Below are 22,764 nucleotides of genomic sequence, written 5' to 3' on the forward strand. Positions count from 1 at the left end.
GGACTTCCGCCGCCCGCGTCCCAACTGGCGCGTTCCGCCCTGTTTGCTCCTCCGCGATACCTAGAAGTACTATGCCTTGCACATCTAGGGTACGTGGTCGGGGGAGGGCCCGGTGAAGGTCGCCAAGGATCTCGTGGCCGCTTCGGCGACGCCGATGGTGCTGGGCATCCTGGCCGAGGAGGACAGCTACGGCTACGCCATCCTGCGGCGCATCAACGAGCTGTCCGACGGCGAGCTGGACTGGACCGAGGGGCTGCTCTACCCGTTGCTGCACCGCCTCGAACGCCTCGGGCACGTCGAGTCGAGCTGGCGCGCGGTGGCGGGGGAGCGGCGGCGCAAGTACTACCGGATCACCCGCGGCGGGCTGGCCGAGCTGGCCGAGCAGCGCCGCCAGTGGGACGCGGTCGTGGGCGCGCTGAAGGAGATCTGGCCCGGGGACCCCCGGCCGCTGGCCACGTTCCCGCTGGGAGGCTTCGCATGACCGACGACCAGGGCGGGCTGACGGCGCAGTTCGCCGAGTGGCGCCACTACGTGCAGCGCCGCCGCGAGCTGCGCCAGGCCGACGTGGACGAGCTCGAGGACCACCTGCGGGGCTCGGTGGACGACCTGATGGCCGCCGGCCTGCACGCCGACGAGGCGTTCCTGGTGGCGGTCAAGCGCATGGGCAGCCTGGACGAGCTGTCCCGCGAGTTCGCCCGGGAGCACTCGGAGCGGCTGTGGAAGCAGCTCGTGCTGACCGGCGGATCGGACGGCCCGGCGGCCCGGTCGCGGCGGGACCTGGCCGTGATGGTGGCCTGCGCGCTGGGCGCGGCGGTGTCGGTGCGGGCGCCGGAGCTGTTCGGCGTGAGCCTGGCGGAGGGCAGCGGCTTCTACCCGCTGAACGCCGGCCTGCTCGTGCTGCCGTGGCTCGCGGGGTTCCTGGCGTGGCGGCGTGGCGCGCCGGCCCGGCTGGTCGGCGTGCTGGTGGCGTTGTTCGCGCTCGGCGCGGTGGCCGCCAACGCCTACCCGCTGCCGGTGGAGTCGCAGTCGATCGTCCTGACGAGCCTGCACCTGCCCATCGCGCTGTGGTTCGCGGTCGGCCTGGCCTACGCGTCGGACGACCCGCGCTCGTCGCGCCGGTGGATGGACTTCATCCGCTTCACGGGCGAGTGCTTCATCTACTACGTGCTCATCGCGCTGGGCGGCGGTGTGCTGGTCGGGTTCGTGTTCGGGACCTTCGAGGCGATCGGCGTGTCACCGGAGACGGCGATCGCGCAGTGGGTGGTGCCGTGCGGCGCGGCGGCCGCGGTGGTGGTGGCCGGGTGGCTGGTCGAGGTCAAGCAGGGCGTGGTGGAGAACATCGCCCCGGTGCTGACGCGCCTGTTCACGCCGTTGTTCACGGTGGTGCTGCTGGCGTTCCTGGTCACGTTCGCGATCACCACCGGCGGGATCGACGTGGAGCGGGAGGCGCTGATCCTGTTCGACCTGCTGCTGGTCGTGGTGCTGGGCCTGCTGCTGTACTCGGCGTCGGCCCGCGACCCGCTCGCGCCGCCCGGCCTGTTCGACAAGCTGCAACTCGCCCTCGTCGTCAGCGCGCTGGTCATCGACGTGCTGGTGCTGTGGGAGATCACCGGTCGCATCACCGGATTCGGCACCACGCCGAACAAGGCGGCGGCGCTGGGCGAGAACGTGATCCTGCTGGTGAACCTGGCCTGGTCGGCGTGGCTGATGCTGGGCCTGCTGCGCCGCCGCACGCCGTTCACGGCGCTGGAGCGCTGGCAGACCGCGTACCTGCCGGTGTACGCGGTGTGGGCGTGGGTGGTCGTGCTGGTGTTCCCGCCGGTGTTCGGCTACCTCTGAGGCGAATCCGCTCAGCTGTCCGTGGACGGGGCCGCGGCCGTGGACCTCGCGGTCGCCTGGTGGCCGGCCGCCGGCTCGACCTCGTGCCGCCGCACCACCGCCTCGGTTTCCCGCCGCACGTCGGGAGCACGTCCGTGCGCGCGCCGGTCGAGGACGGCCCGGCCCACCTCGCCGGGGCACCCGGCACGCACTGCCGCGCCGAGGTCGCGTCGGGCCGCTACGGGGCGCGGGACGGGCGCGGAACTGCACGTGGAGTGCGGCGACCGGCACCGGTGAGACCCGCAGTTGTGCGTTGCGCTCCGACGCGCGGTGTGGTCACGGTGTCCGCGTGGATTCCAGTGATGACGACCCGCGCGGCCCGGTGGAGCAGACCGCGGTGGCGTCCGACGGGGCGAACGTCCTGCAAGCGGGCCGGGACCTCACCGTCCACGTGACGCGGCGGCGTGCCGTGCCCGCGATGGAGTCGGTGTCGGCGCCGCGGTCCGCGGGCCGGATCCCGGTCGTGCCGGGCCTGTTCGTGGGCCGCGACCGGGAGCTGGCACGCCTCGCCGAGGCCGTCGCCGGGTCCGGCCGGGCCGCCGTGGTGGCGGTGCACGGGCTGGGCGGGGTCGGGAAGAGCACGCTGGCCGCCCGGTTCGCCGCGTCGCACGCCGAGGCGTTCGGGTTCGTGTGGTGGGTGACGGCCGACTCGCCGGCGGCGTTGGACGCCGGGCTGGCGGGGCTGGCGGCGGCCGTGGCGCCGGAGACGGCGGGGCTGCCGCCGGAGGAGCGGGTCGAGCTGGGCACCCGCTGGCTGGCCACCCACGACGAGTGGCTGCTGGTGCTGGACAACCTCACCGCGCCCGCGGACGCCGCCGGGCTGCTGTCCCGGGTGCGGACCGGGACGGTGCTGATCACGTCCCGCCTCGGCCGGGGCTGGCGCGGCGTCGAGACCGTGGTGCTGGACGCGCTGCACCCGGCGGAGGCGGTGCGGCTGCTGACCGGGTTGGTGCGGGCGGAGTGGCCCGACGCCGACCTCGCCGACGCCGACGCGCTGTGCGCGGAACTGGGGTGGCTGCCGCTGGCCGTCGAGCAGGCCGCCGCCTACCTCGCCCAAGCCCGCGTCACCCCGGCCACCTACCTCGACCTGCTCGCCCGGTACCCGGCGCGGATGTTCTCCGCGACCGCGGAGGGCGGTGACGAGCGGCGCACCGCGGCCCGCGTCTGGCGCGTCACCCTCGACCGGCTCGCCGACACGCCCCTGGCCGGGCACGTGCTGCGGGTGCTGGCGTGGTGGGCGCCCGAGGCGGTGCCGCGCACGCTGCTCGCCGGCCTCGCCGACGAACCGGACCTGGTGGACGCGCTGGGCAGGCTGGCCGCGCACAGCATGATCACCCTCACCGGCACGACCGTGACCGTGCACCGGCTCGTCCAGACCATCACCCGCACACCCGACCCGCACGACCCCCACCGGCGGGCCCGGTCGATCGACGTGGCCCGGGACACCGCCGCCGCCGCCCTGCACGCCGCCGTCCTCGACCTGAACCCCGGGCTCCCCGACGACTGGTCCCACTACCACGTGCTCCTGCCGCACGCCCGCGCCTTGCTCGACCGCGCCACCCACGACACGGACACCGCCGACACCTGCGCGCTGCTGCACGAGTTCGGCAAGTACCTGACTGCCCGCGGCGACGTGACCAGCGCCGTCGCGCACCTCACGCGTGCCGTCCGCAGCGCCGAACGCGCACTGGGGCCGGACGACCCGCGCACCTTGAGGTACCGCAACAACCTGGCCTACGCGCACTGGTCCGCGGGGGACCACCGGCAGGCCGTCCGGCTGCACGAAGCCAACCTCGCCGACACCGAGCGCGTGCTGGGCCCGGACCACCCGGACACGCTGACCGTCCGCAACAACGTCGCCTACGTCCACCGCGGCACCGGTGGCCTGGACCGCGCGATCGCGCTGCACGAGACCAACCTCGCCGACGCCCGCCGGCTGCTGGGCCCGGACCACCCGAACACGTTGACGATCCGCAACAACCTCGCCGGCGCCCACCACGCCGCGGGCGACCTGGCGCGCGCGATCCCGATGTACGAAGCGGCGCTCGCCGATTGCCTGCGGGTGCTGGGGCCGCACCACCCGGGCACGTTGACCGCCCGCGTCGACCTCGCCGGCGCCTACCGGGCCGCGGGGGACGTCGAGCGCGCGATCACCCTGTTCGAAGCCGTGCGAGCCGACTGCGAGCGGGTGCTCGGGCCGGACCACCCGGACACGTTGGTCGCCCTCAACAACCTCGCCACCGCGTACCGGTCGGCCGGCCGCTTGCGGCGGGCGATCCGACTGCACGAGAAAGTCCTCGCCGACCGCGGGCGGGTGCTGGGGCCGGACCACCCGGACACCCTGGCCTCCCTCAACAACCTCGCCTCCACCCACTGGTCCGCGGGTGACGCGCGACGGGCGATCCCGCTGTACGAGGCCGCGGTCGCCGGCTGCGAACGCGTCCTCGGACCCGACCACCCGGACACGGTGTCCTACCGGAACAACCTGGCCGGCGCGCGCCGCGCGATCAGTCACCCCTGAAATGTTGCGAAAGACGCGGCGGAAGCGGCGCGGTCGGCAATTCGGCCAGGTGGACCATTCGATTGCTCCGACGTCCGCGCATTGGCGCACAGGGCCCGCGGCGGAACTCGGACGGACCCGACCGGGTTTCCCGGTGTTCACCGTCACGGGCCGGCGCCTCGGGAAGGCCGCTGTGGTTATGTTGGGGGATGGAGATCGTGCCCGTCCACTGAGTCGGCAGATGTCCGCAGGTCAGGAGGGATTAGGGGGTTGGTGGTCCGATGTCGGCGGTCGAAGGCGCGGCGGACTCCATTCCCCGTCCGGTGGAATGCGTCTCGCATGGTGAACTTTTTCCCCGCCGGCGGACGTGCGTTCCTGATGTGACGACTCCACGCGCTCCCCGCGACCACTCCGCGAGCGAACCGGACCCGCATTCACCCGGAATCACGCGAATGGCGACGCATTCCGGCCGCCGCGGGCGGACGCGGTGACGAGTGACCCCGTCCCCGTCCGGGTGGAACTGCTGGGCGCGGTCCGGGCGTGGCGCAACGGGGTGGAGGTCGACCTCGGCACCGCACGTCGCCGCGCGGTGTTCGCCCTGCTCGCCCTGCGGGTCGGCCAGACCGTGTCGAAGGACGAGCTGATCGACGGCGTCTGGGGCGACTCGCCGCCCGCGACGGCCGCCGCCGGCCTGCACACCTACGTCTCCGGCCTGCGCCAGGCGCTGGAACCGGACCGGCGCAAGCGGTCCACCGGCGTGGTGCTCACCTCCGCCGGGTCCGGCTACTGCCTGCGGGTGCCGGTGGACGGCGTGGACGTGCACCGGTTCGAACGCCACCGGGAACGGGCCCGCGAGCTGGCCGACCGCGACCCGGCGCTGGCGCTGGCCGAACTGGACCAGGCGCACGCGCTGTGGCGCGGCGAGGCGCTGTCCGGGGTGTCCGGGCCGTTCGCGCGCACGCAGCGGTCCCGGCTGCACGAGCTGCGGCTGGCCACCGCGGAACGCCGGGCGGAGCTGGCGCTGACCGTCGGCCGGCACGAGGACGTGATCGCCGACCTCGCGGCCCTCACGCGGGAGCACCCGGTGCGCGAAGGGCTGCGCGCCCTGCTGATCACCGCGCTGCACCGGGCCGGGCGGCAGGCCGAGGCGCTGGAGGTCTACCACGACGCGCGGCGCGTGCTGGTGGAGGAACTGGGCATGGAGCCCGGTGCCGCGCTCAGGCAGGCGCACCGGGCGGTGCTGGAGGACAAGGCCGACGACGTCCCCGCGCCGCGGGTCGCCGCGTCGCCGATGATCCGGCCCGCCGTGTTCGTTGGCCGCGACGACGAGGTCGATGTGCTGCGCGCCGCCGTGGCGGACCTGGTGGCCGGTCGCGGCGGCGCGGTGTGGGTGGGTGGCGAGCCCGGCATCGGCAAGTCCGCCCTGCTGGCCACCGGGCTGTCCGGCGCGGTCGACGCCGGCTGCCGGGTGGCGTGGGCGGCGGGCGACGAGTTCGGGCCGCGCACGCCGCTGCGGGTGCTGCTCGACTGCCTCGACGTCACCGAGTCGTCCGACGACCCGCGCCGGGTCGCGTTGGCGCAGGCGTTGCGCGGCCCGGCCGACGGGTCCGGCGACCCGGTGCCGGTGGTGATCGAACGGCTGCTCGGCCTGATCCACGAGCTGGCCGCGGGGACACCGCTGGTGATCGTGGTGGACGACCTGCACTGGGTGGACGAGGCGAGCGTGCTGCTGTGGCACCGCCTCCTGCGGGTCGTGCGCCGGTCGCCGCTGCTCCTGGTCGCCGCCGCCCGGCCGGTGCCGCGGCGGGCCGACGTGGAGCAGGTGCGCCGCGCGGTCACCGGCTCCGGCGGTCACGCGCTCGACCTCCGACCGCTGTCCGACGAGTCGGTCACGCAGATGCTGATCGGCCTCCTGGGCCGGCCACCCGGCCGCACCCTGCGCGGCCTGGTCGACCTGGCCGCCGGGAACCCCCTCTACACCAAGGACGTGGTCGACGCCTTGATGCGCGAGGACGCCGTGCGGGTGGTCGACGGCCTGGCCGAGATCGCGCCGTGCGTCGACCGGGAACTCCCCTTCTCGCTGGTGTCGGTGCTCACGCGCCGGCTCGGCTTCCTGTCCCCGGCCACCTCGGACGTGCTGCGCTCGGCGGCGTTGCTGGGCGGCGAGTTCGCGCTCGGGGACGCCGCGACCGCGTTGGGCCGCACGTCGTCCGACCTCGTCGCCGCCGTCGAGGAGGCGACGTCCGCCGGGGTGCTGGACGACCGCGGACCGCGGCTGAGGTTCCGGCACCCGGTGGTCCGCGACGCGCTCTACCGGTCCGTGCCCGCCGGCGTCCGGTCCGCGCTGCACCGCCAGGCCGCGGGCGCGCTCGCCGCCGCCGGCGCACCGGTCGACCTGGTCGTCGACCAGCTGGCCGCCGCACCCGGCGCGGTGGACGAGTGGGCCGCCGACTGGCTGGTCGAGCACGCCGCGTCCCTCGCCCGCGCCGCACCGGACCGGGCCATCGGCCTGCTCGACGCCGTCGTCTCCGAGTCCGCAGTGGACGCCGAGCACCGGGAACGGCTGGCCGCCCTGCTGGCCCGGCTGCTGTTCCGGCTCGGCCGCCGGCCGCACGCCGCGGCGAGGTACGTGCTGGCCCGCACCCGCGACCCCGACCGGGCCGCCGGGATGCGCTGGCTCCTGGCCCACGCCCAGTATCGGGACGGCCAGGCGACCGACGCCGTGGCCGCCTTGCGCGCGGCGGTGCGCGACGACACCGTGCCGCCGGTGTGGCGGGCCCGCCTGGAGTCGCTGCTGGCCGTGGTGCAGCGCGACGGCCTCGGGGACGTCGACGCGGCCGAGGCGACCGCGCGCCGCGCGTTGCGCCGCGGCGAGGACGCGCGCGACGACGTCGCCGCCGCCCACGCGCGGCAAGGGCTGTGGCAGGTCGGCACGGTCCGCCGGGACCACGAAGAAGCGCTGCGGCAGGTCGATCACGCGCTCGACCTGGTCTCGTGGGGCCCCGACCGCGGCGAGCTGAGACCGGCGCTGCTGGACAACAGGGCGTTCACGCTGCAGAACCTGGACCGCCTGGACGAGGCCGAGGACGTGCTGCGCGCCGCCCGCGACCTGACCGGCCCCGGCCCGCACGCCGCCACCGCCGTGCAGCACTACTGGCGCGGCCGGTGGGACCGCGCGGCGGCCGAGGCCGACGCGCTGCGCGACGACCCGGACCGCGCCGCCGCCCTCGCGCTGCGCGAACGGGGACCGGTGCTGCTCCTGCACGGCGTGGCCGCGCTGGTCGCCGCCCGCCGCGGCCGGACCCCGCAAGCCGAGGAGCACCTGCGCGCGGCGGCCGAGCTGCCGCCCATCACCCCGTCCGACCGGGAGCACGGCGACTTCCTGCTGGCCGCGCGGGCGGTGTTGGCCGAGGCCGCCGGACGCCCCGACGAGGTGTTCGCCGTCCTGGAACCGCTGCTCGCGCCACCGCCCGGCCACCTGGTGCTGCGGCACCAGTGGCTGCCCGACCTGGCGCGGCTCGCCCTGCTCGCCGGGCGGTCGGACGTGGCGGCGCGGGCGTTGGCCGGGTGCGCCGAGGAAGCCGCGGCGGAAAGCGTGCCGGCCCGGGCGTCCGCCGCGCACGCCCGGTGCCGCGGACTGGTCGAGCACGACCCCGGACCGGTGCTCGACGCGGTGGCCCGCTACCGGCTCGTGGGGCGGCCGGTGGAGCTGGCGCAGGCGTTGGAGGACGCGGCGGTGCTGCTGGTGGCGCGCGGCGACCGGGAGGCGGGCGAGGCGGCGTTCCACGAGGCGGTGGCCGGCTACGAGCGCCTGGGAGCGGTGCACGACGTGCGCCGGGCGCGGGCCCGGATGCGGGGTGGGGGAGCTGGCTTCGGGTGGGCCGGTGGTCGGTGAGGTTCGGTCGGGGCGGTGGCCGGCCGGTGCGGTGACGGTCGGAGCGGTGACGGTCGGTGCGGTGAGGATCGGTGCGGTGAGGGGCGGGGTCGCGTGGTGCACGGGCGGGGCGTCGGACGAGAGGCGGAGCGCGGGATGACGGGCGGGTTGCGGGTCGAGCTGCTGGGCACGGTGCGCGCCTGGGTGGGCGAGCGAGAGGTGGACCTGGGCTCCTCGCGCCCGCGCGCGCTGTTCGCCATGCTCGCGCTGCGGTCCGGCGGCGTGGGCCGGGACGAGCTGGTCGCGGGGGTCTGGGGCGGCGACGCGCCACCGACCGCCGAGGGCAGCGTCCACACCTACGTCTCCACGCTGCGCAAAGCCCTGGAACCGGACCGGTCGCGCGGCACACCGTCCCGCGTGCTGGTGTCCGTCGGCTCCGGCTACCGGCTGCTGGTGGACGGCGGCCTGGACGTCGCCGGGTTCGAGGCGTTGCGCGACCGGGCCCGCCGCCTGCTCGCCGACGGCGACCCCGCCGCCGCCCGCCGCTCCCTGGACGAGGCGCTGTCGCTGTGGCGCGGCGAGGCGCTGACCGGGCTCACCGGCCCGTTCGCCGACGCGCAGCGGCGCAGGCTCGGCGAGGCCCACACCACCGCCCGGGAGCTCAGCGCCGAGGCCGCGCTGGCGTCCGGCGCGCACGCCGAGGTCGTGGCCGAGCTCGCCGCCCTCGTCGCCGAGGAGCCGTTGCGGGAACGGCCGCGCGAGCTGCTGATGCTGGCCCTGCACCGGTCCGGGCGCAGCGCGGAGGCGCTGGAGGTGTTCCGCGACGCCCGCCGGGTCCTGGTGGCGGAGCTGGAAGTCGAACCGGGACGACGCTTGCGGGCCGCCCACGAGCACATCCTCAGCGGCACGGACCCGGAACCCGCCACCGGCCGCGAACCGGTCGTCACCGCGCGGACCGGCCCACCGGCCCGCGACGCCGAACCCGGCCGGGACACCGAGCTGGTCGGGCGGGACGTGGAGCTGGCCGCCGTGCGCCGGGCCGTCGACGACGTCACCACCGGCACGGGCCGGCTGCTGTGGATCGAAGGCGAGATGGGCATCGGCAAGTCGGCGCTCGTCACCGCGCTGCTCGAACAGGCCGCCCGCGCCGGCCACCGGATCGCCCACGCGGTGGCCGACGAACTGGGCAGCCGCTTCCCGCTGCGACTCGTCCTGGACTGCCTGGCCGTCGACACCCACTCGCCGGACCCCAGGCGGGCGGCGACCGCGCGCGCGTTGCGCCAGGAACGACCCGCCGGGTCCATCTTCGCCGACTCCGACCCCGTGTTCGGCGCCGTCGACCGCCTGGTGGCGCTGGTGGAACAGCTGTGCGCGGACGGGCCGCTGGTGTTCGCGCTGGACGACCTCCAGTGGTCCGACGAGACCAGCACCCAGGTCTGGCACCGGCTCACCACCGCGGCCCGGCGACTGCCGCTGCTGCTCGTCGGCGCGGCCCGCCCGGTGCCGTACCGGGCCGAGGTCGCCCGGCTGCGCCGCGACGTCGAGTCGGGCGGCGGCGCCGTGCTCGACCTCGCGCCCCTGGCCGACACCGAAGTGGCGGGCCTGGTCGGACGCCTCGTGGGCGCCTCGCCCGGACCGGGCCTGCGCCGCATCGCCGCCCGCGCCGGCGGCAACCCGCTCTACGTGCGCGAGGTCGCCGACGCCCTGGTCCGCGAACGGGTCGTCGAGGTCGACACCGGGGTCGCCGACGTCACCGTGCACGCCCTGGACCGCGTGCCGCTGTCGCTGGTGTCCGCGGTGACCGGCCGGCTCGACTTCCTGTCCGACCCCACCCGCGAAGTGCTGCGCTGGTCGGCCCTGCTCGGCGGCGAGTTCGCGGTGGGCGACCTGTCCGTCGTGCTCGGCACACCCGTGTTCGACCTCGCCGCACGGCTGGAGGAAGCCATCGCCGCGGGCGTGCTGCGCGACGCCGGACCCCGCATGGCGTTCCGGCACCCGCTCATCCGCCAGGCGCTGTACGAGGGGACGCCCACCGCGCTGCGCACCGCACTGCACCAGCAGGCCGCGCAAGCGCTCGCGGCGTCCGGCGCGCCCGTGGACCACGTGGCCGAGCAACTGCTGGCCGCGTCCGGCGACGTCGGCCCGTGGGTCGTCGACTGGCTGGTCGACCAAGGACCCGCGCTCGTGTACCGCGCGCCGTTGGTGGCCGTCGAGCTGCTGCAGCGGTGCCTGGGGTCGTCGGTGGCGCGCGACGAGCGCGACGCGACGTTGATGGCGCACCTGAGCAGCGCGCTGTTCCGGATCGGGCGTGACGCGGAGGCCGAGGAGCACGCGCGCCGGGCGTTGCCGCGGTTGCGGTCGCCGGACCTGATCGCCGAGGTGCGGTGGACGCTGGCGTACATGCCCTACCGGGGCGCGCGGGCCGAGGAGGCGGTGGCGGCGTCGCGGGAGGCGCTGGCCGATCCGGTGCTGTCGGACATGTGGCGGGCCCGGTTGCTGTCGTTGCTGGCGCTGGTGCAGCGGGCGGGTGTCGGTGAGCTGGACGGCGCCGAGGCCAGCGCGCGGGCCGCGATCGAGGCGGGGGAGCGGGCCGCCGACCCGTTCGCCATCGGGCAGGCGCTGGAGGTGCTGTGGCAGGTCGAGGCGGTGCGCCGGGACTACCCGCGGGCCGTGGCCTACCTCGACCAGGCGCTCGACGTGGTCGGCACCGACGTGCTCCTGACCGATCTGCGGCTGTTGCTGCTGGACAACCGCATCTTCACGCTGCAGTGCCTGGACCGGCTGGACGACGCGACGGCGGCGCTGCGCGACGCGTTCGAACTGGCCGGTCGCGGCACCCCGGTCGCGGGCCTGCACCTGGCCGCCGCCGTGCACCAGTTCTGGCTGGGCGGGTGGGACGAGGCCGTGGCCCGGTTGGAGGCGGTCGTGGCCGACCCGGAGTTCACCGGGTTCGGCCTGCGGGAGGGCGGGCCCGTGCTGCTGCACGGGGTGGTCGCGCTGATCGCCGCGCACCGGGACGACGGCGCCCGCCTGGACCACCACCTGACCACCGGCCTGACCCTGCCGCTGGTGACCGAGGCGTACCGGGAGAACTGCGACTTCCTGATCGGGGCCCAGGCGATGGCGGCGGCCCGCGAGGGTGATCACGAAGGCGCGGTGGAAGTGCTGGGCGCGATCCTCGACACCCGCTACGCGGACATGATGCTGCGCCACCAGTGGCTCCCCGAACTGGTCCGGCAAGCCCTGGCGTGCGACGACCCGACCACCGCGCGTGAGGCCGTCGAGGCGTGCGAGGCCGAGGCGGCCAGAGAAACCAAGGCGGCCCGTGCCGCGGCGGCGGCCCGGCGGTGCCGGAGCGTGCTGGCGTCGGACCCGGAGGGCCTGGTGCCGGTCATCAGCCACTACCGGGCCGTGGGGCGGACGTTCGAGCTGGCGCAGACCCTGGAGGACCAGGCCGTGCTGCTGGCGGCCCAAGGCCGGCCGCGCGACGCCACCACCGTCGCCGAAGAGGCCACCACCCTGTACCGGGGCTTCGGCGCTCACTGGGACATCCGCCGTACCGCTGCCCGGGTCGCCGATCCGCGGGGCGTGCCCCGGACCCGTTGAACCCGGACCCGTTGAACCCGGACCCGCTGGATCCCGGTGAGCGCGGACCTGACGACGTGCGCGGGCCAAGTGTCGGCAGTTCGGGTGCGCGCGAGCCGTTCGCGAGACCCTTCGCGGTCGGCTCGCGAACCCGCACCCCTGCCACCCCGTCGCACGGTCCCGAAGCCTGCGCCACGTTCGGGTGATCTCCGTCGGCCGATGGTCACGGCTGGGCGGGCTGGTGCTCCCAGTGGACCGCCGGAGCGTCGATCACGCCGGCCGAGGACATCACCCACCGCGCGTCGTGCTGACCCCTGGCCCCCGCGTGGGGTGGGTGGGCCTTGGCTCGGATGCCTCGCAGTGCCAGGTCGACCACCCGGCGCAGGGCGGCCCGGTCCTGGCGGACCACCGTCGTCGGCTCGATCATCTCAGATCATCCCCTTCCGAAGCGCATAAGCGACCGCGTGCGGCCGGTTGCGCAAGTTCAGCCGCGCGGTGATCCCGTAGAACACGTTCTTGATCGTCCGCTCCGAGTACGCCAACCGCCCCGCGATCTCGGCCGTGTCCAACCCGTCCGCCATCAACCGCAGCACGCTCGCCTCCCGTGCGGACAGCCGGTCCGGCCCGCCCTCCGGGGCCAGCACCTGCTCCTGCAACCGCCGCACGTGCCGCAGCAGCTCCGCCACCATCACCGGCGGCATCACGCCCCCACCCGCCGCCGCCGACAGGACGCTGCGCAGCACCACCTGCTCACTCACCCCGGCCCGCGGCAGGATCGCCACGATCCGGCACTCCACCGCCGTCAGCACGTCGGACTCGCCGACCTCGTCCACGATCAGCACCACCGGCGCGCCGACGTGCGCGGCGGCGCGGCGCAGGCGGGCCACGACGTCGGGGCCCAGCCGGTTGACCGCCATGACGACCACGTCGGGCCTGGCGTGCGGCGTGCCCTCCAGCAGCTCGACGTCGGGCCTCGAACCGAAATAGGTGATCAGACCCGTCATGCTCAGGTGATCCGCCGCCTGGACGACGACCCGGACTCGCTCCACCGCTGCCTCCCACAGTCTCGGGCTTGCACCACCGAGTCTGCGAGCCGCGGCTTCACGCGGTCTGAAACGCCTCTACAAGGATTCTTCACGCCCGCTGGACGCGATGAAGACCGTCGTGAAGAACGCCCTCGAACCGTCCACCGCACTGTCCACCGCGCGACGCCCGCCGGTCAAGGGTTCACCGGGAAGCCGTCCAGCCCGAACCGCTCCACCTCCACCCACCGCTCGTGCACCGACCGCACGATGTCGTCCAGGTCGTGCGCGGGCCGCCAGTCGACGTAGTCGCGGCGGAACTTGCGGGTGTCGGTGATCCAGCACCGCACGTCCGCGAACCGGTGCTCGGGCACGTACTCGAACGGCACCTCGTGGCCGGTCAGGTACTCGTACCGGGCGATCAGCTCCAGGATCGACGCGCTGCGCTCCCGCCCCCCACCGGCGAGGTACACCTCGCCGGGTCGGGGGTCGAGGTAGTAGTGCCAGAACATCTCCACGAGGTCACGCGCGTCGAGCACGTCGCGCACCTGCTTGCCCCCGTGCCCGATCACCGGGAACGCCGCACCGCGCACGGCGCTGCGCACCAGGTGCGACAGGAAGCCGTCCAGCTCCACGCCCGCGTGCCCCGCGCCCGTCACGCTGCCGCACCGGAACACGCCGACCCGCAGCCCCAGCAGCCCGGCGTACGACTGCGCGGCGAGGTCGGCGGCCAGCTTCGACACCCCGAAGAACGTCCGCCGCCCGCCGTCCGCCCGCAACGACTCGTCGATGCCGTGCTCGTGGTACGGGTGCGCGGGGTCGATCTCCCACCTCGTCGCCGTCTCGACCAGCGGCAGCGCGTCCGGCGCGTCGCCGTACACCTTGGTGGTGGACGTCAGCACGACCACCGCCTCGGGGCCGTGCCGCCGGACCGCTTCCAGCAGGTTCATCGTGCCGACCGCGTTCACGCCCAGGTCGACCAGGGGCTGCCCGGTGGCCCACTCGTCGCTGGGCTGCCCGGCCGTGTGCACGACCAGCCGCACGTCGGTGCCGTACTCGCCGATCACGGCGGCGAGCGCGCCGTGGTCGCGCACGTCCACCCGGTGGTGCCGGTAGTTGGGGATGCGCTCGACCGCGGCCAGGTTGTCCGCGACGGAACCCGCGGGGCCGAAGAAGTCGCGCCGCATCCCGTTGTCCACCCCGACGACGAGGTCGAACCTCGAAGCGAACGCCCGCACGGCCTCGCCCCCGACCAGACCGGCCGATCCGGTGACCACTACCACGTCCATGTGCCGCTCCCGTTCTGTCTGCTGTGGACACTCAGGGTCGGCGGAAGAACTCCACCTCGCCCAACGCGATGTGCCGTCCCGGCCCCTGCCCGGCGACGGCCCGCACGACCAGCCGCACGCGCACGACACCGCTCACCGCCGTGTCGACGCGCTGCGGGCCGACCCGGTCGGCCAGGGGCAGCGGCACGGTGCGGCTGGTCCCGTCGGCGGTGGTGAGCACCATGTCCAGCGCGGCGACCCGCGCCTGCCCGGTGAACGCCCGCTCCTCCACGCCCGCACCGGTGTGCACCACCACCGACAGCAGCCGGAACGGTGACGCGAAGCCGAACTCGACCGCGTCGCCCACGGCGTTCGCCCCCCAGTACCGGTTCGACAGGCCGTCCACGGCCGCCGCGGCGGGGTGGCCGGGCACCTCGGCGGTGGCGGTGCTGCTGCTCGGGCCGACCGCGACCGGCGTGGACGTCTTGTCGCGCACGTCTTCGACCAGCGCCAGGGCCGCCGGGTAGAACAGGATCGCGAGCACGAGCAGCACCAGGACCGCGAGCAGCGCGGTGAGCCTGCGCAGCCAGCGCGAGGTGTCGCCGTGCCACCGCGGCCACCGCCGCCGTGCCCGCCCGATCGCACCGTTCGCGCCGGGCGTCAACGGCGTGGCGCAACGCCGGCAGAACCGCCGTCCCGGCGGGTTCGCCACGCCACAGGCCGGGCACGGCGGGCCGACCACGACCTCGTCGTCCACCGCGCTCGGCAGCGGCCGTCGCGCCTCCGGCCGACCCGGTGGCACCGGGCCCGGCCGCCCCTCGGGACCGGGCTCGTCCGGCCGCGGCGACGGGTCCGCGGCCCACCCCAGGTAGGTGCCGCAGTTGCCGCAGAAGTCATCGGCGTCACGCATCGGCGCGCCGCACTGCGTGCACAGGCGCATGTCAGTCCCCGTCCCCCGGCAGCACTTCGACGGCGCACCTGACGTGCAGCGGGCACGCCGCCTCGACCAGTGCCACCACCCGCGCCCGGTCCACCGCGCCGGACCGGCCCGGCCGCACCCGCACCACGACGACGTCCGACCGGCCGGGCAGGGCGGCGCCGGGCCGGGTGGACCACGCCACTCCCGGACCGTCGACCACCTCGGCCCGCACCCCCAGGCACAGCTCCAGCCGCGCCACGAGGCCGCGCGCGGTGCCGCGCAGCCGGTGCAGCTCGACGGCCCGGCGCACCGCCTCGCGGCGCAACGGCTCCGGCCACGCGGGATCGGCGTGCGCCGCCACCCAGGACGACAGCCACGCCACGAAGTCCGCGGGCGTGAGGTCGGCGTCGAAGTACTCCGGCAGGTTGTCCAACGTGGACAGGATCGCGGACAGCACCGCGTCCAGCCCCGAGGTGAACCGCTGCGCGAAGTCGTCCGCCGCGTACAGGGCGGGCAGCATCGCGCCCAGCGGGTACCGGCTGGGCAGCTCGGGCAGCGCGGCGCGGCTCACGACCCCACCACCACGATCTGGTGCTGGTAGGAGAACACCAGCGCGTTGGCCGCCACCTCGACCCGGTCCACCGGCCCGCCCCGGACACCGGTGATGGGGTCGGCCGGGAACAGCCGGATCTCCTCCACCAGCCGCACCCCGGCCACGCCCTGGAGCACCGCGAACACCTCGCCGTACTGGACCGGGCGGCCGAACTCCCACCCGGTGCCGTCCGTGCCGCCGCGCAGCGGGTCGAGGTGGCGGTAGAGCGCGTCCAACGCGTCCTCCCGCACCCGGTTGCCCTCCGCGCCCGGCGCGGCCACCCGCGCGACCACCGTGACGCCCTGGTAGCGCGGCGGCTCCACGACCAACCGGGTGCCGAGCAGCCGCCGCTCGTCCAACCGTTCGGCCACCGCCGCCACCACCTCCCCGGTCGGCACCAGCTGCTCGAACCGCAGCCGGCCGCCCTGGTCGGCGACGGCGTCGGGCACCACCAGCACCCGCGCCGCGCCGGGCCCGTCGGGCAGGCACCGCACCCGGGCCAGCGACGGCGCGGCCAGCCTGGCGATGTGCTCGTGGTCCTCGGCCGTCACGGCCCGCTCCTGCACCCGTAGCTGGTGCGGCGCGCGCACCTTCGCCTCGGCCACCGTCTCACCGTCGACGCCGCCGCGCGCGGCCTCCCGGTTCCGCACCGACGCCACGTACGGCACGGAGCTGCGCAGCACCGAGATCGTGCCGCGTGCCACGTTGCCCGCCCGACCGCCGCCCGTCCGGTACCGGGGCACCTGCACCACCGAGCCCTTGGGCGGCACCGCGCCGTACCGGCGCAACGTCCCGTCGGCCTCGCGCACCGCGGGCGGGAACTGGAACTCGCCGCGCACCGCGTCCAGCACGACGTGCCGGTCGTCCGGCCCCGACGCGCCGAAGTGGTCCACCACGGCCCAGTCCTGCCACCCGTCGCCCGCCGACACCCGCACCACCACCGGGTCGCCGTCCAGCAGCACGGGGGAGCGCGGCACGGTGAACCGCTGGCCCGGCACGCCCGCCGTCTCGCCCAGCAGCACGTCGTGCTCGGTCTCGGCGTGCTCGGCGGCGGTCGTGCCGCCGATGGTGAACGCCTCGGCCCGGCGCACGGTCGGCGACTCCGAGTAGAACGGCTGCTCCCGCACCGGCTCGGTGACCCGGCAGCGCACCCAGCCCGCCCGGTGGCCCGCCACCGCGGACTCGGTGTGCCCGGCGGGCACGTGCAGCACCACGTCACCGGGCCGGTTCAACCCGCCGGTGCTGTCCTCGTCCACCTCGCACGGCGACCAGTCCTGCCCGGTCCACGCCTCCCACACCAGCGGCGGCTGCCGGGGGTCCACGCCGATGCCCTCCACCCGGCTGTCCAGCCGCAGCACGACCACGCAGCGCGGCACCGCGGCCGTCAGCCCGAACAGCGTCGCGTCACCGGGCGTGGGCGCGGCCTGGAAGCAGCGCACGTCCTGGCCCGCCTCCAGGTCCCGGGTGCGGTCGGCGTGCTCGCCCGACGCGGCCCGCGTCACCAGCCGGCCCACCGAGCACGGCACCACGGCCAGCTCGTCGGTCGTGGCGAACACGACCGCCTCGGTGTTGTCCGTGCGGGCCGTGGCGACCTCGGTGCCGACGGGCAGCACGACCGCCTGCGGCTGGGGCGCGGACAGCCGGAACGTGACGTCGGCGCACGCGGCCGTGGGCGGGAACAGCGTGATGCCCAACAGGTCGAGGAACGCCAGGTGGTTGCGCTCGGGCACCCGGTTGAGCCGGTAGACGAGCTGGTCCACCATCTGCGCGAACGTCTCGATGAGCGTGACGCCGGGGTCGGACACGTTGTGGTCCGTCCACTCCGGACAGCTCTGCTGGACGTACCGCTTGGCCTCGTCCACGAGCTGCTGGAACCGCCGGTCGTCCAGGTTGGGTGCGGGCAGTGCCACTACTCCGCGCTCCCTTCGTCCGGGATGGTGTAGAAGGGGAAGACCAGGTTGCGCCGGTCGTTGGTGGACCGGATGGTGTAGCGCACGTCGATGTAGAGCGTGCCGACCTCGACCGCGTCGAACGCCACCACCACGTCGTCGACCTCGATCCGCGGTTCCCACCGGTCCAGCGCGGCCCGCACCTCGCGGGCGACGTGGCCCGCCGTGGTGTCGTCGGCCGCCGCGAACACGTGCTCGTGGATGCCGCAGCCGAACTCCGGGCGCATCGGCCGCTCACCCGGCGCGGTGCCCAGCACGAGCCGGATCGCCTCGGTGATCTCCTGCTCGCGGTCGACCATGCCGATGCCGCCGGTGGGCCCGGTGCGCAGCGGGAAGCCCCAGCCGCGCCCGATGAAGCTCCCGCTCATCACAAGCCTCCGATGTGGACGGTCAGCGCCCCGCTGAGGACGTTGGCGTTGCAGGTGGTGGTGTCGCCGACCCGGGCCGCGACGACCCCGCCGATGCGCACCTGGCCGCCGACGCGGGGCTTGACGACGTTCAACGGCCCCATGACGGCGTCCTTCGGCACGACGCACACGTGCAGGCTGCCGCCCACCGCGGCGGGCTTGCCCTCGATCAGGACGGTGGCCACCGCGGCGGCCACCGCGGCGGGCGGCGTGCCGATGGAGCCGCCGTGCGACGTCTTGTCACCCAGCCGGGCAGCGGGGGGCATGCTGGTCTCCCTCGGTGTGGTGGGGTCAGTTGATCTCGACGATCCGGCCCTTGAGCACGGCTTTGACGCCGCCGTCCACGGACGCCTCGGTGGCGCCGTGCACGGACACCGACGTCCGGGCCTCGACCGACACGGTGTGGCCCTTCAGCACCAGGTCGCCGTTCCTCGCGTCGACCGTGATCCCCCTGGGCGTCATGCTGATGGAGCCGAGGACCTGCGCGCCCTGCGGCGTGCGGACCTCGATGGCCACGCTCCCGGTCTTCTCGTCCATCGTGATGTCCACGCGCTTGTCGCCGGTCTGCAAGCGCACGCCGGCCGTCGTGGGGCTGTCCAGCAGTTCGAGCCGGTTGCCCGAGCGGGACACCAGCGACCGGCGGTTCACCCCGCCCTTCGTGGGGTCCACCAGCGGCACGTCGTGCGGCGACGGCCGGTCGACGCCGTTGTACAGCCCGCCGATCACGTACGGGCGGTCGAGGCTGCCCTGCTCGAAGCCGACCAGCACCTCGTCGTTGACCTCCGGGCTGAACACACCGCCGCCGTTGATGCCGCCCCACTGCACGGTGCGGACCCAGTCGGTGACGTACACGTCGTCCAGCCACGGGAACTTCAGCCGGACCCAGCCGCGCTGGCCGGCGCCGGGTTCACGGATGTCGGTGACGATCCCGGTGGCCAGGCCCGGCATCCGCGGCGTGCGGGCGGCCGCGGTGCCGCCGAGGGCCAACCCGGCCAGCGACCGGTCCGGCGAACCGCTCACCGTGACCGTGCTGCGGTAGCCCTCGTGCGGGTCCAGCACGTGCCGCACCGAGGTGGCGGTGTAGACGCCGTTGAACGCCTTGCCGGCGTTGGTCACCGAGATCGGCACGCCCGCGCGCAGCTTCGGGTGGCCCTTGACGACCGCCTCCACCTCGGCGTACCCGGCGCTGACCGCGGCGGCCAGCGACTGCGCGACGACGTCGGTCTCGGCCCGGGTCGCGTACGGCGTGTCCGCGACCAGCATCGTGGCGGGCTTCCCCGCGACCGGAGGTTTGAGCTCCGGCACCACGGTCGTGCTGCGCACCGCGGGCTCGACCGCGACCAGCGCCTTCTTGGTCACCACGTCCCACGCCCGCACCTCGACGTTGTCCACCCGGTCGGAGCTGGTCAGGGAGGCGCGCAGGGACAGCAGGTCGCCGTGCCGCAGCACCAGCGGGCTGGGCGTGCCCGCACCCGGCGCGCCCGCCGCGGGCTCGGGCTTGAGCAGCTCCAGCTTGCCCGTGTCGTCCACCTGCACGGACACGCCGTGCTCCTGGGCCAGCCGTTGCAGGAAGTCCCAGTCCGACGTACCCGCCTGGCTGATCTGCGCGTACGTGACGGACGAGACCTGGACGCGGCCGACGGTCAACCCGGCGTTCCGGGCGACCTTGCGCACCACCTCGGCGGCCGTGAGGTTGCAGAACGCCTCCACCCGCCGACCGCGGAACAGCCGGTGCGCCATGCTCATCGCCCGGATGACGGTGAACGACCCGGTCGAGTCGCTGTCCTTCTCCAGCGCGGTGACCTCGCCGCCGAACAACTGCTCCTGCGCCTTGGACTCGACCGCCACCACGGACACCGTCAGCGGTGTGCCGATCGTGATGTCCGCCGACCTCAGCAGCTCGTTGTCGCCGTCCCGGTAGGTCAGCACGGCGACGTCGGGCAGCCCGACGTTCTCGTCCACCACGCAGCTCACCAGCCGCGTCTCCCAGGTCTTCGCCAGCGAACCGGCCTTGACGACCGGGTCGGCCGCGAACGACCGGAACGACTTGCCGACCGCCCCCGTCACCGGACCTCCTCCACCGCGGGCACCAGCAGCTCCGCGCCCGGCACCAGCAGCATCGGGTCGTCGATGTCGTTCGCCTCGGCGATCACCCGCCAGGCGGTCGCGTCGCCGTACTCGCGCCACGCGAGCTGCGGCAGGCTGTCACCGGCCACCACCCGGTGCACCCGGCGCGCCTCCCGCGACCCGGACGTCGGGTTCTGGCCGGGCGTGTCGTCACCCGCCTCCTCGATCGACAGCGAGCACGTGGCCCGCAGCGGCCGCCCGTCCACGTCGAACAGCGAGTAGTCCACCGACAGGTTCGTCATCACGCCGTCGAACGACGTCGTCTTCGAGGTGCCCCACTCGAACCGCACCCACGGGCTCGCGGGCTTGTTCGCGGCCAGGCTCTTCTTGGTGGGCACGCAGGCCAGGAGCAACTGCTCCACCCCGGTCTCCACCGAGTTGTCGTGCGTGGCCGTGGCGTCGAGGAACACGTCCACCGACAGGCTGCGCGGCCCGCTGCCGAGGAACTCCGGCGTCGACGTCTCACCCGCCATGCGCGACGGGTTGCGCCGCCACTCGGTGTTCTTGGTCAGCGCCAGCGCGTTCGGGTTGAACTGGAACTTCACCGAGGCCAACCGGGCCCCCGGCTTCGCGCCCGCCTGCGCCGGCGGCTCCATGATCACGAGCTGGGCGCGGGTGAGGCTGGTCTTGCGCGCCATGGCGGTCCTCCTCTCAGGAAGCGTCGATGCCTTCGTGGGCGATCTCCAACGTCTCCACGGCGGCCTGGGAGCTCGACGGGTCGAACGACGGGCCCTGCCACCGCACCGGGACGATGCCCTGCACCTGCCACCCCGCGATCCGCTCGCCGTCGGGGGTGAGGGCGACGATCTCGCCGTCCTTGCGCTCGACCCTCTTGATGACCTCGTTGAGCCACTTGACGACCTTGGCGGTGTCCGCCGTGACCGGCCGGGTCAGCGTGATGTTGGACCACGTGATCCGCGACGGGAGCTGCCAGGCGAACCCGTTGTTGCCGCCCTCGGTGAACTGCTCCACCTCCATCTCCGCACCCATGCCGTCACAGGTGTGGAACGCGCCGAGGTCGTTGCCCGCTATCGAGAGCCGGAAGAAGACGCTGGTCGCGAAGAGCGTGTCGGACATCGGTTCCTCCTGGTGGTGTGCCCGGACGTGGCCGGTCAGCGGCGGCGGTCGTGCAGCAGGCCGGCGCGTTCGCGGCCTTGGCGCAGCTCGGCGCGCAGGAGCCGGCCGACCGGTTCGAGCAGCCGACGGGCGAGGTCGTCCAGGTCGGTGCGATCCGGTTGGGGTGGCTTGGGCTTGCCGGTGTTCCCGCGCTGCTTGGACTTCGTCGAGTGGTTCGGGGCTCGTTGGGCGGTGGTGGGTCGGGTCGTGATCTGGGTCGGGGCCGGGGTCCGCTGCACGGGTGCCGGTGGCGCGACCACGACCGGCGGGTAGGCCGGGGCGATCGGCCGGTCGGACGTCGCGTCGGGCGGGTCCACCGGGGGCGTCGGGCGAGCCACAGCGCGCTGCACGTCGGTTCCGCTTTCCGATGACGTCCACCGGACCGGAACCGCTCGGGATGTGGTGGGAGTGGGGTCGGTGGTGGTGGGGGAGACCAGTGGCCGTTGAGGGATGAGAGGAGCGGTGGTGGTGCGTTGGACGGGCGGGCGCGACAGGGGGACGACCGGCAGATCCGGCTGCTCGGCGGACTGCGGTGCGGTGTGGGCGGGTGGGGTGAGCGGCTCGCGCGGCGGTGGTCCTGGCCTGGGCTTTCGCTGGACGGTGTCGGCTGCACCGTGAACGGGTCCGGTCGACCCGCGCTGCATCACGGCCGTGGCCGGCAACTGCGCGAGTGGTTCACCCAGGAGCGGTCCCGACCGTGGGACACGCGGGACGTTCCCTTGGCTGTTGGTGCTCTTCGGGACGTCGTGCGGAGGCTCGGGTGCTGTGGGCTGGAGTGCCGTGTCCGGCACGGCCCGGCGCCGCACCACCGGTGCGTTCAGCGGTCTCGCGACGGCGACCGGCCGCAACGGCGTCACCTCCCGCCGTGCCACGGTCAACGGCGCGCCGAGGGTCCGCACGGGCACCGGACCGGCCGCCTCCCTCCGCACCACCACCGGCACCGGGCCGGCCGCTGACGACTCCGCGACCGCCGCCCCCGGCGTATCCACCGACCGCTGCGCGACCACTGGCCCCGTCGGCTGCCGGCCGACCGCCGCCGGGGTGACCGCCGGCTGCTCCGCAACCGGCGGCCTCGACGTGTCCACCGACCGTTGGGCGACCACCGGTTGCCCCTCGACGGCCGGCACCGGGTCGGCCTCCGGCTGCTGCGTTCCCATCGACCTCCCGACCACCGGCAACGTCGGGTCGGCCGCCGACAACGTGGCGACCACCGGTGCCGGCTCCGGCTGCCGGGCGACCGGCGGCACCGAGGTGCCCACCGGCTGTTCGGTCACCGGCCGGATCGGCACGGCGGTCGACCGTTGAACGACCGCCGGCACCGCTGCCGCCTGGTGACCGCCCGCCGGCACTGCCGTACCCGCTGCCTGCCGACGGACCACTGGTGCCGCCGCTACCGCCGCTCGCTGAACGACCGCCGGTTCCGCCGAGGGCATTGCCTGGTGTCCGGCCTCCGGTACCGCTGTCGCCGCTGCCTGCTGACCGACCACCGGAACCGCTGTGGCCGCTGCCTGCTGACCGGCCTCCGGA

At 74.8% G+C, this 22,764-nt stretch carries 18 protein-coding genes; 6 read left to right on the forward strand and 12 right to left on the reverse strand.

The window, feature by feature from the left end; genetic code table 11:
* The first annotated feature begins 112 nt into the window (after nucleotides 1-112).
* The 5 genes from FHX81_RS36750 to FHX81_RS36770 all read left to right on the forward strand — a co-directional run bounded on the left by FHX81_RS36750 (nucleotide 113) and on the right by FHX81_RS36770 (nucleotide 11,858).
* Entirely contained in the window at nucleotides 113-481 is a 369-nt protein-coding gene (locus tag FHX81_RS36750; protein ID WP_141983072.1) for a PadR family transcriptional regulator, read from the forward strand.
* The gene (locus FHX81_RS36755) at nucleotides 478-1,839 is read left to right on the forward strand and encodes a permease prefix domain 1-containing protein (protein ID WP_141983073.1); all 1,362 of its coding nucleotides are present in this window, start codon (nucleotides 478-480) and stop codon (nucleotides 1,837-1,839) included. The genes FHX81_RS36750 and FHX81_RS36755 overlap by 4 nt, the downstream gene beginning before the upstream one ends.
* Before the next feature lie 328 nt (nucleotides 1,840-2,167).
* A complete protein-coding gene (gene fxsT / locus FHX81_RS36760) occupies nucleotides 2,168-4,399 on the forward strand; it encodes an FxSxx-COOH system tetratricopeptide repeat protein (protein ID WP_141983074.1) in 2,232 nt (743 codons plus the stop codon).
* Between the two features lie 466 nt (nucleotides 4,400-4,865).
* On the forward strand, nucleotides 4,866-8,273 hold the full coding sequence (locus tag FHX81_RS36765) for an ATP-binding protein (protein WP_141983075.1): 3,408 nt from the start codon (nucleotides 4,866-4,868) through the stop codon (nucleotides 8,271-8,273).
* A gap of 135 nt (nucleotides 8,274-8,408) precedes the next feature.
* Nucleotides 8,409-11,858, forward strand: coding sequence for an ATP-binding protein (locus tag FHX81_RS36770; RefSeq protein ID WP_141983076.1), 3,450 nt, complete (start codon nucleotides 8,409-8,411; stop codon nucleotides 11,856-11,858).
* Nucleotides 11,859-12,060: 202 nt separating this feature from the next.
* On the opposite strand, the gene FHX81_RS36775 is transcribed toward FHX81_RS36770, so the two are convergent.
* From FHX81_RS36775 to FHX81_RS36830, 12 genes are all read right to left on the reverse strand, one after another.
* Entirely contained in the window at nucleotides 12,061-12,264 is a 204-nt protein-coding gene (locus FHX81_RS36775) for a hypothetical protein (protein ID WP_141983077.1), read from the reverse strand.
* A 1-nt stretch (nucleotide 12,265) separates the two neighbouring features.
* On the reverse strand, nucleotides 12,266-12,886 hold the full coding sequence (locus FHX81_RS36780; RefSeq protein ID WP_141983078.1) for a helix-turn-helix transcriptional regulator: 621 nt from the start codon (nucleotides 12,884-12,886) through the stop codon (nucleotides 12,266-12,268).
* A 170-nt stretch (nucleotides 12,887-13,056) separates the two neighbouring features.
* Complete coding sequence (locus FHX81_RS36785; protein ID WP_141983079.1) at nucleotides 13,057-14,148, reverse strand: NAD-dependent epimerase/dehydratase family protein; 1,092 nt, start codon at nucleotides 14,146-14,148, stop codon at nucleotides 13,057-13,059.
* Between the two features lie 31 nt (nucleotides 14,149-14,179).
* Entirely contained in the window at nucleotides 14,180-15,067 is an 888-nt protein-coding gene (locus FHX81_RS36790) for a zinc ribbon domain-containing protein (protein ID WP_141983080.1), read from the reverse strand.
* A gap of 1 nt (nucleotide 15,068) precedes the next feature.
* Nucleotides 15,069-15,617, reverse strand: a complete 549-nt coding sequence (locus FHX81_RS36795) for a phage tail protein (RefSeq protein ID WP_141983081.1) — start codon at nucleotides 15,615-15,617, stop codon at nucleotides 15,069-15,071.
* Nucleotides 15,614-17,548, reverse strand: a complete 1,935-nt coding sequence (locus FHX81_RS36800; RefSeq protein ID WP_141983082.1) for a putative baseplate assembly protein — start codon at nucleotides 17,546-17,548, stop codon at nucleotides 15,614-15,616. The genes FHX81_RS36795 and FHX81_RS36800 overlap by 4 nt, the downstream gene beginning before the upstream one ends.
* Nucleotides 17,548-17,955: a GPW/gp25 family protein gene (locus FHX81_RS36805; RefSeq protein WP_141983083.1), complete on the reverse strand. Its 408-nt coding sequence runs from the start codon at nucleotides 17,953-17,955 to the stop codon at nucleotides 17,548-17,550. Before FHX81_RS36805 ends, FHX81_RS36800 begins: the two co-directional genes overlap by 1 nt.
* Entirely contained in the window at nucleotides 17,955-18,260 is a 306-nt protein-coding gene (locus FHX81_RS36810) for a PAAR domain-containing protein (RefSeq protein WP_141983084.1), read from the reverse strand. The genes FHX81_RS36805 and FHX81_RS36810 overlap by 1 nt, the downstream gene beginning before the upstream one ends.
* A 25-nt stretch (nucleotides 18,261-18,285) precedes the next feature.
* On the reverse strand, nucleotides 18,286-20,061 hold the full coding sequence (locus FHX81_RS36815; protein WP_141983085.1) for a VgrG-related protein: 1,776 nt from the start codon (nucleotides 20,059-20,061) through the stop codon (nucleotides 18,286-18,288).
* A complete protein-coding gene (locus tag FHX81_RS36820) occupies nucleotides 20,058-20,759 on the reverse strand; it encodes a CIS tube protein (protein ID WP_141983086.1) in 702 nt (233 codons plus the stop codon). The genes FHX81_RS36815 and FHX81_RS36820 overlap by 4 nt, the downstream gene beginning before the upstream one ends.
* Nucleotides 20,760-20,772: 13 nt before the next feature.
* A complete protein-coding gene (locus tag FHX81_RS36825) occupies nucleotides 20,773-21,198 on the reverse strand; it encodes a phage tail protein (RefSeq protein ID WP_141983087.1) in 426 nt (141 codons plus the stop codon).
* A 35-nt stretch (nucleotides 21,199-21,233) separates the two neighbouring features.
* The gene (locus FHX81_RS36830; protein WP_141983088.1) at nucleotides 21,234-21,587 is read right to left on the reverse strand and encodes a hypothetical protein; all 354 of its coding nucleotides are present in this window, start codon (nucleotides 21,585-21,587) and stop codon (nucleotides 21,234-21,236) included.
* Nucleotides 21,588-22,002: 415 nt separating this feature from the next.
* Between FHX81_RS36830 and FHX81_RS36835 the strand changes: the two genes are divergently transcribed.
* Complete coding sequence (locus FHX81_RS36835; RefSeq protein WP_141983089.1) at nucleotides 22,003-22,542, forward strand: hypothetical protein; 540 nt, start codon at nucleotides 22,003-22,005, stop codon at nucleotides 22,540-22,542.
* Nucleotides 22,543-22,764 lie beyond the last annotated feature (222 nt).

The organism is Saccharothrix saharensis, from assembly GCF_006716745.1.
Taxonomy (GTDB): domain Bacteria; phylum Actinomycetota; class Actinomycetes; order Mycobacteriales; family Pseudonocardiaceae; genus Actinosynnema; species Actinosynnema saharense.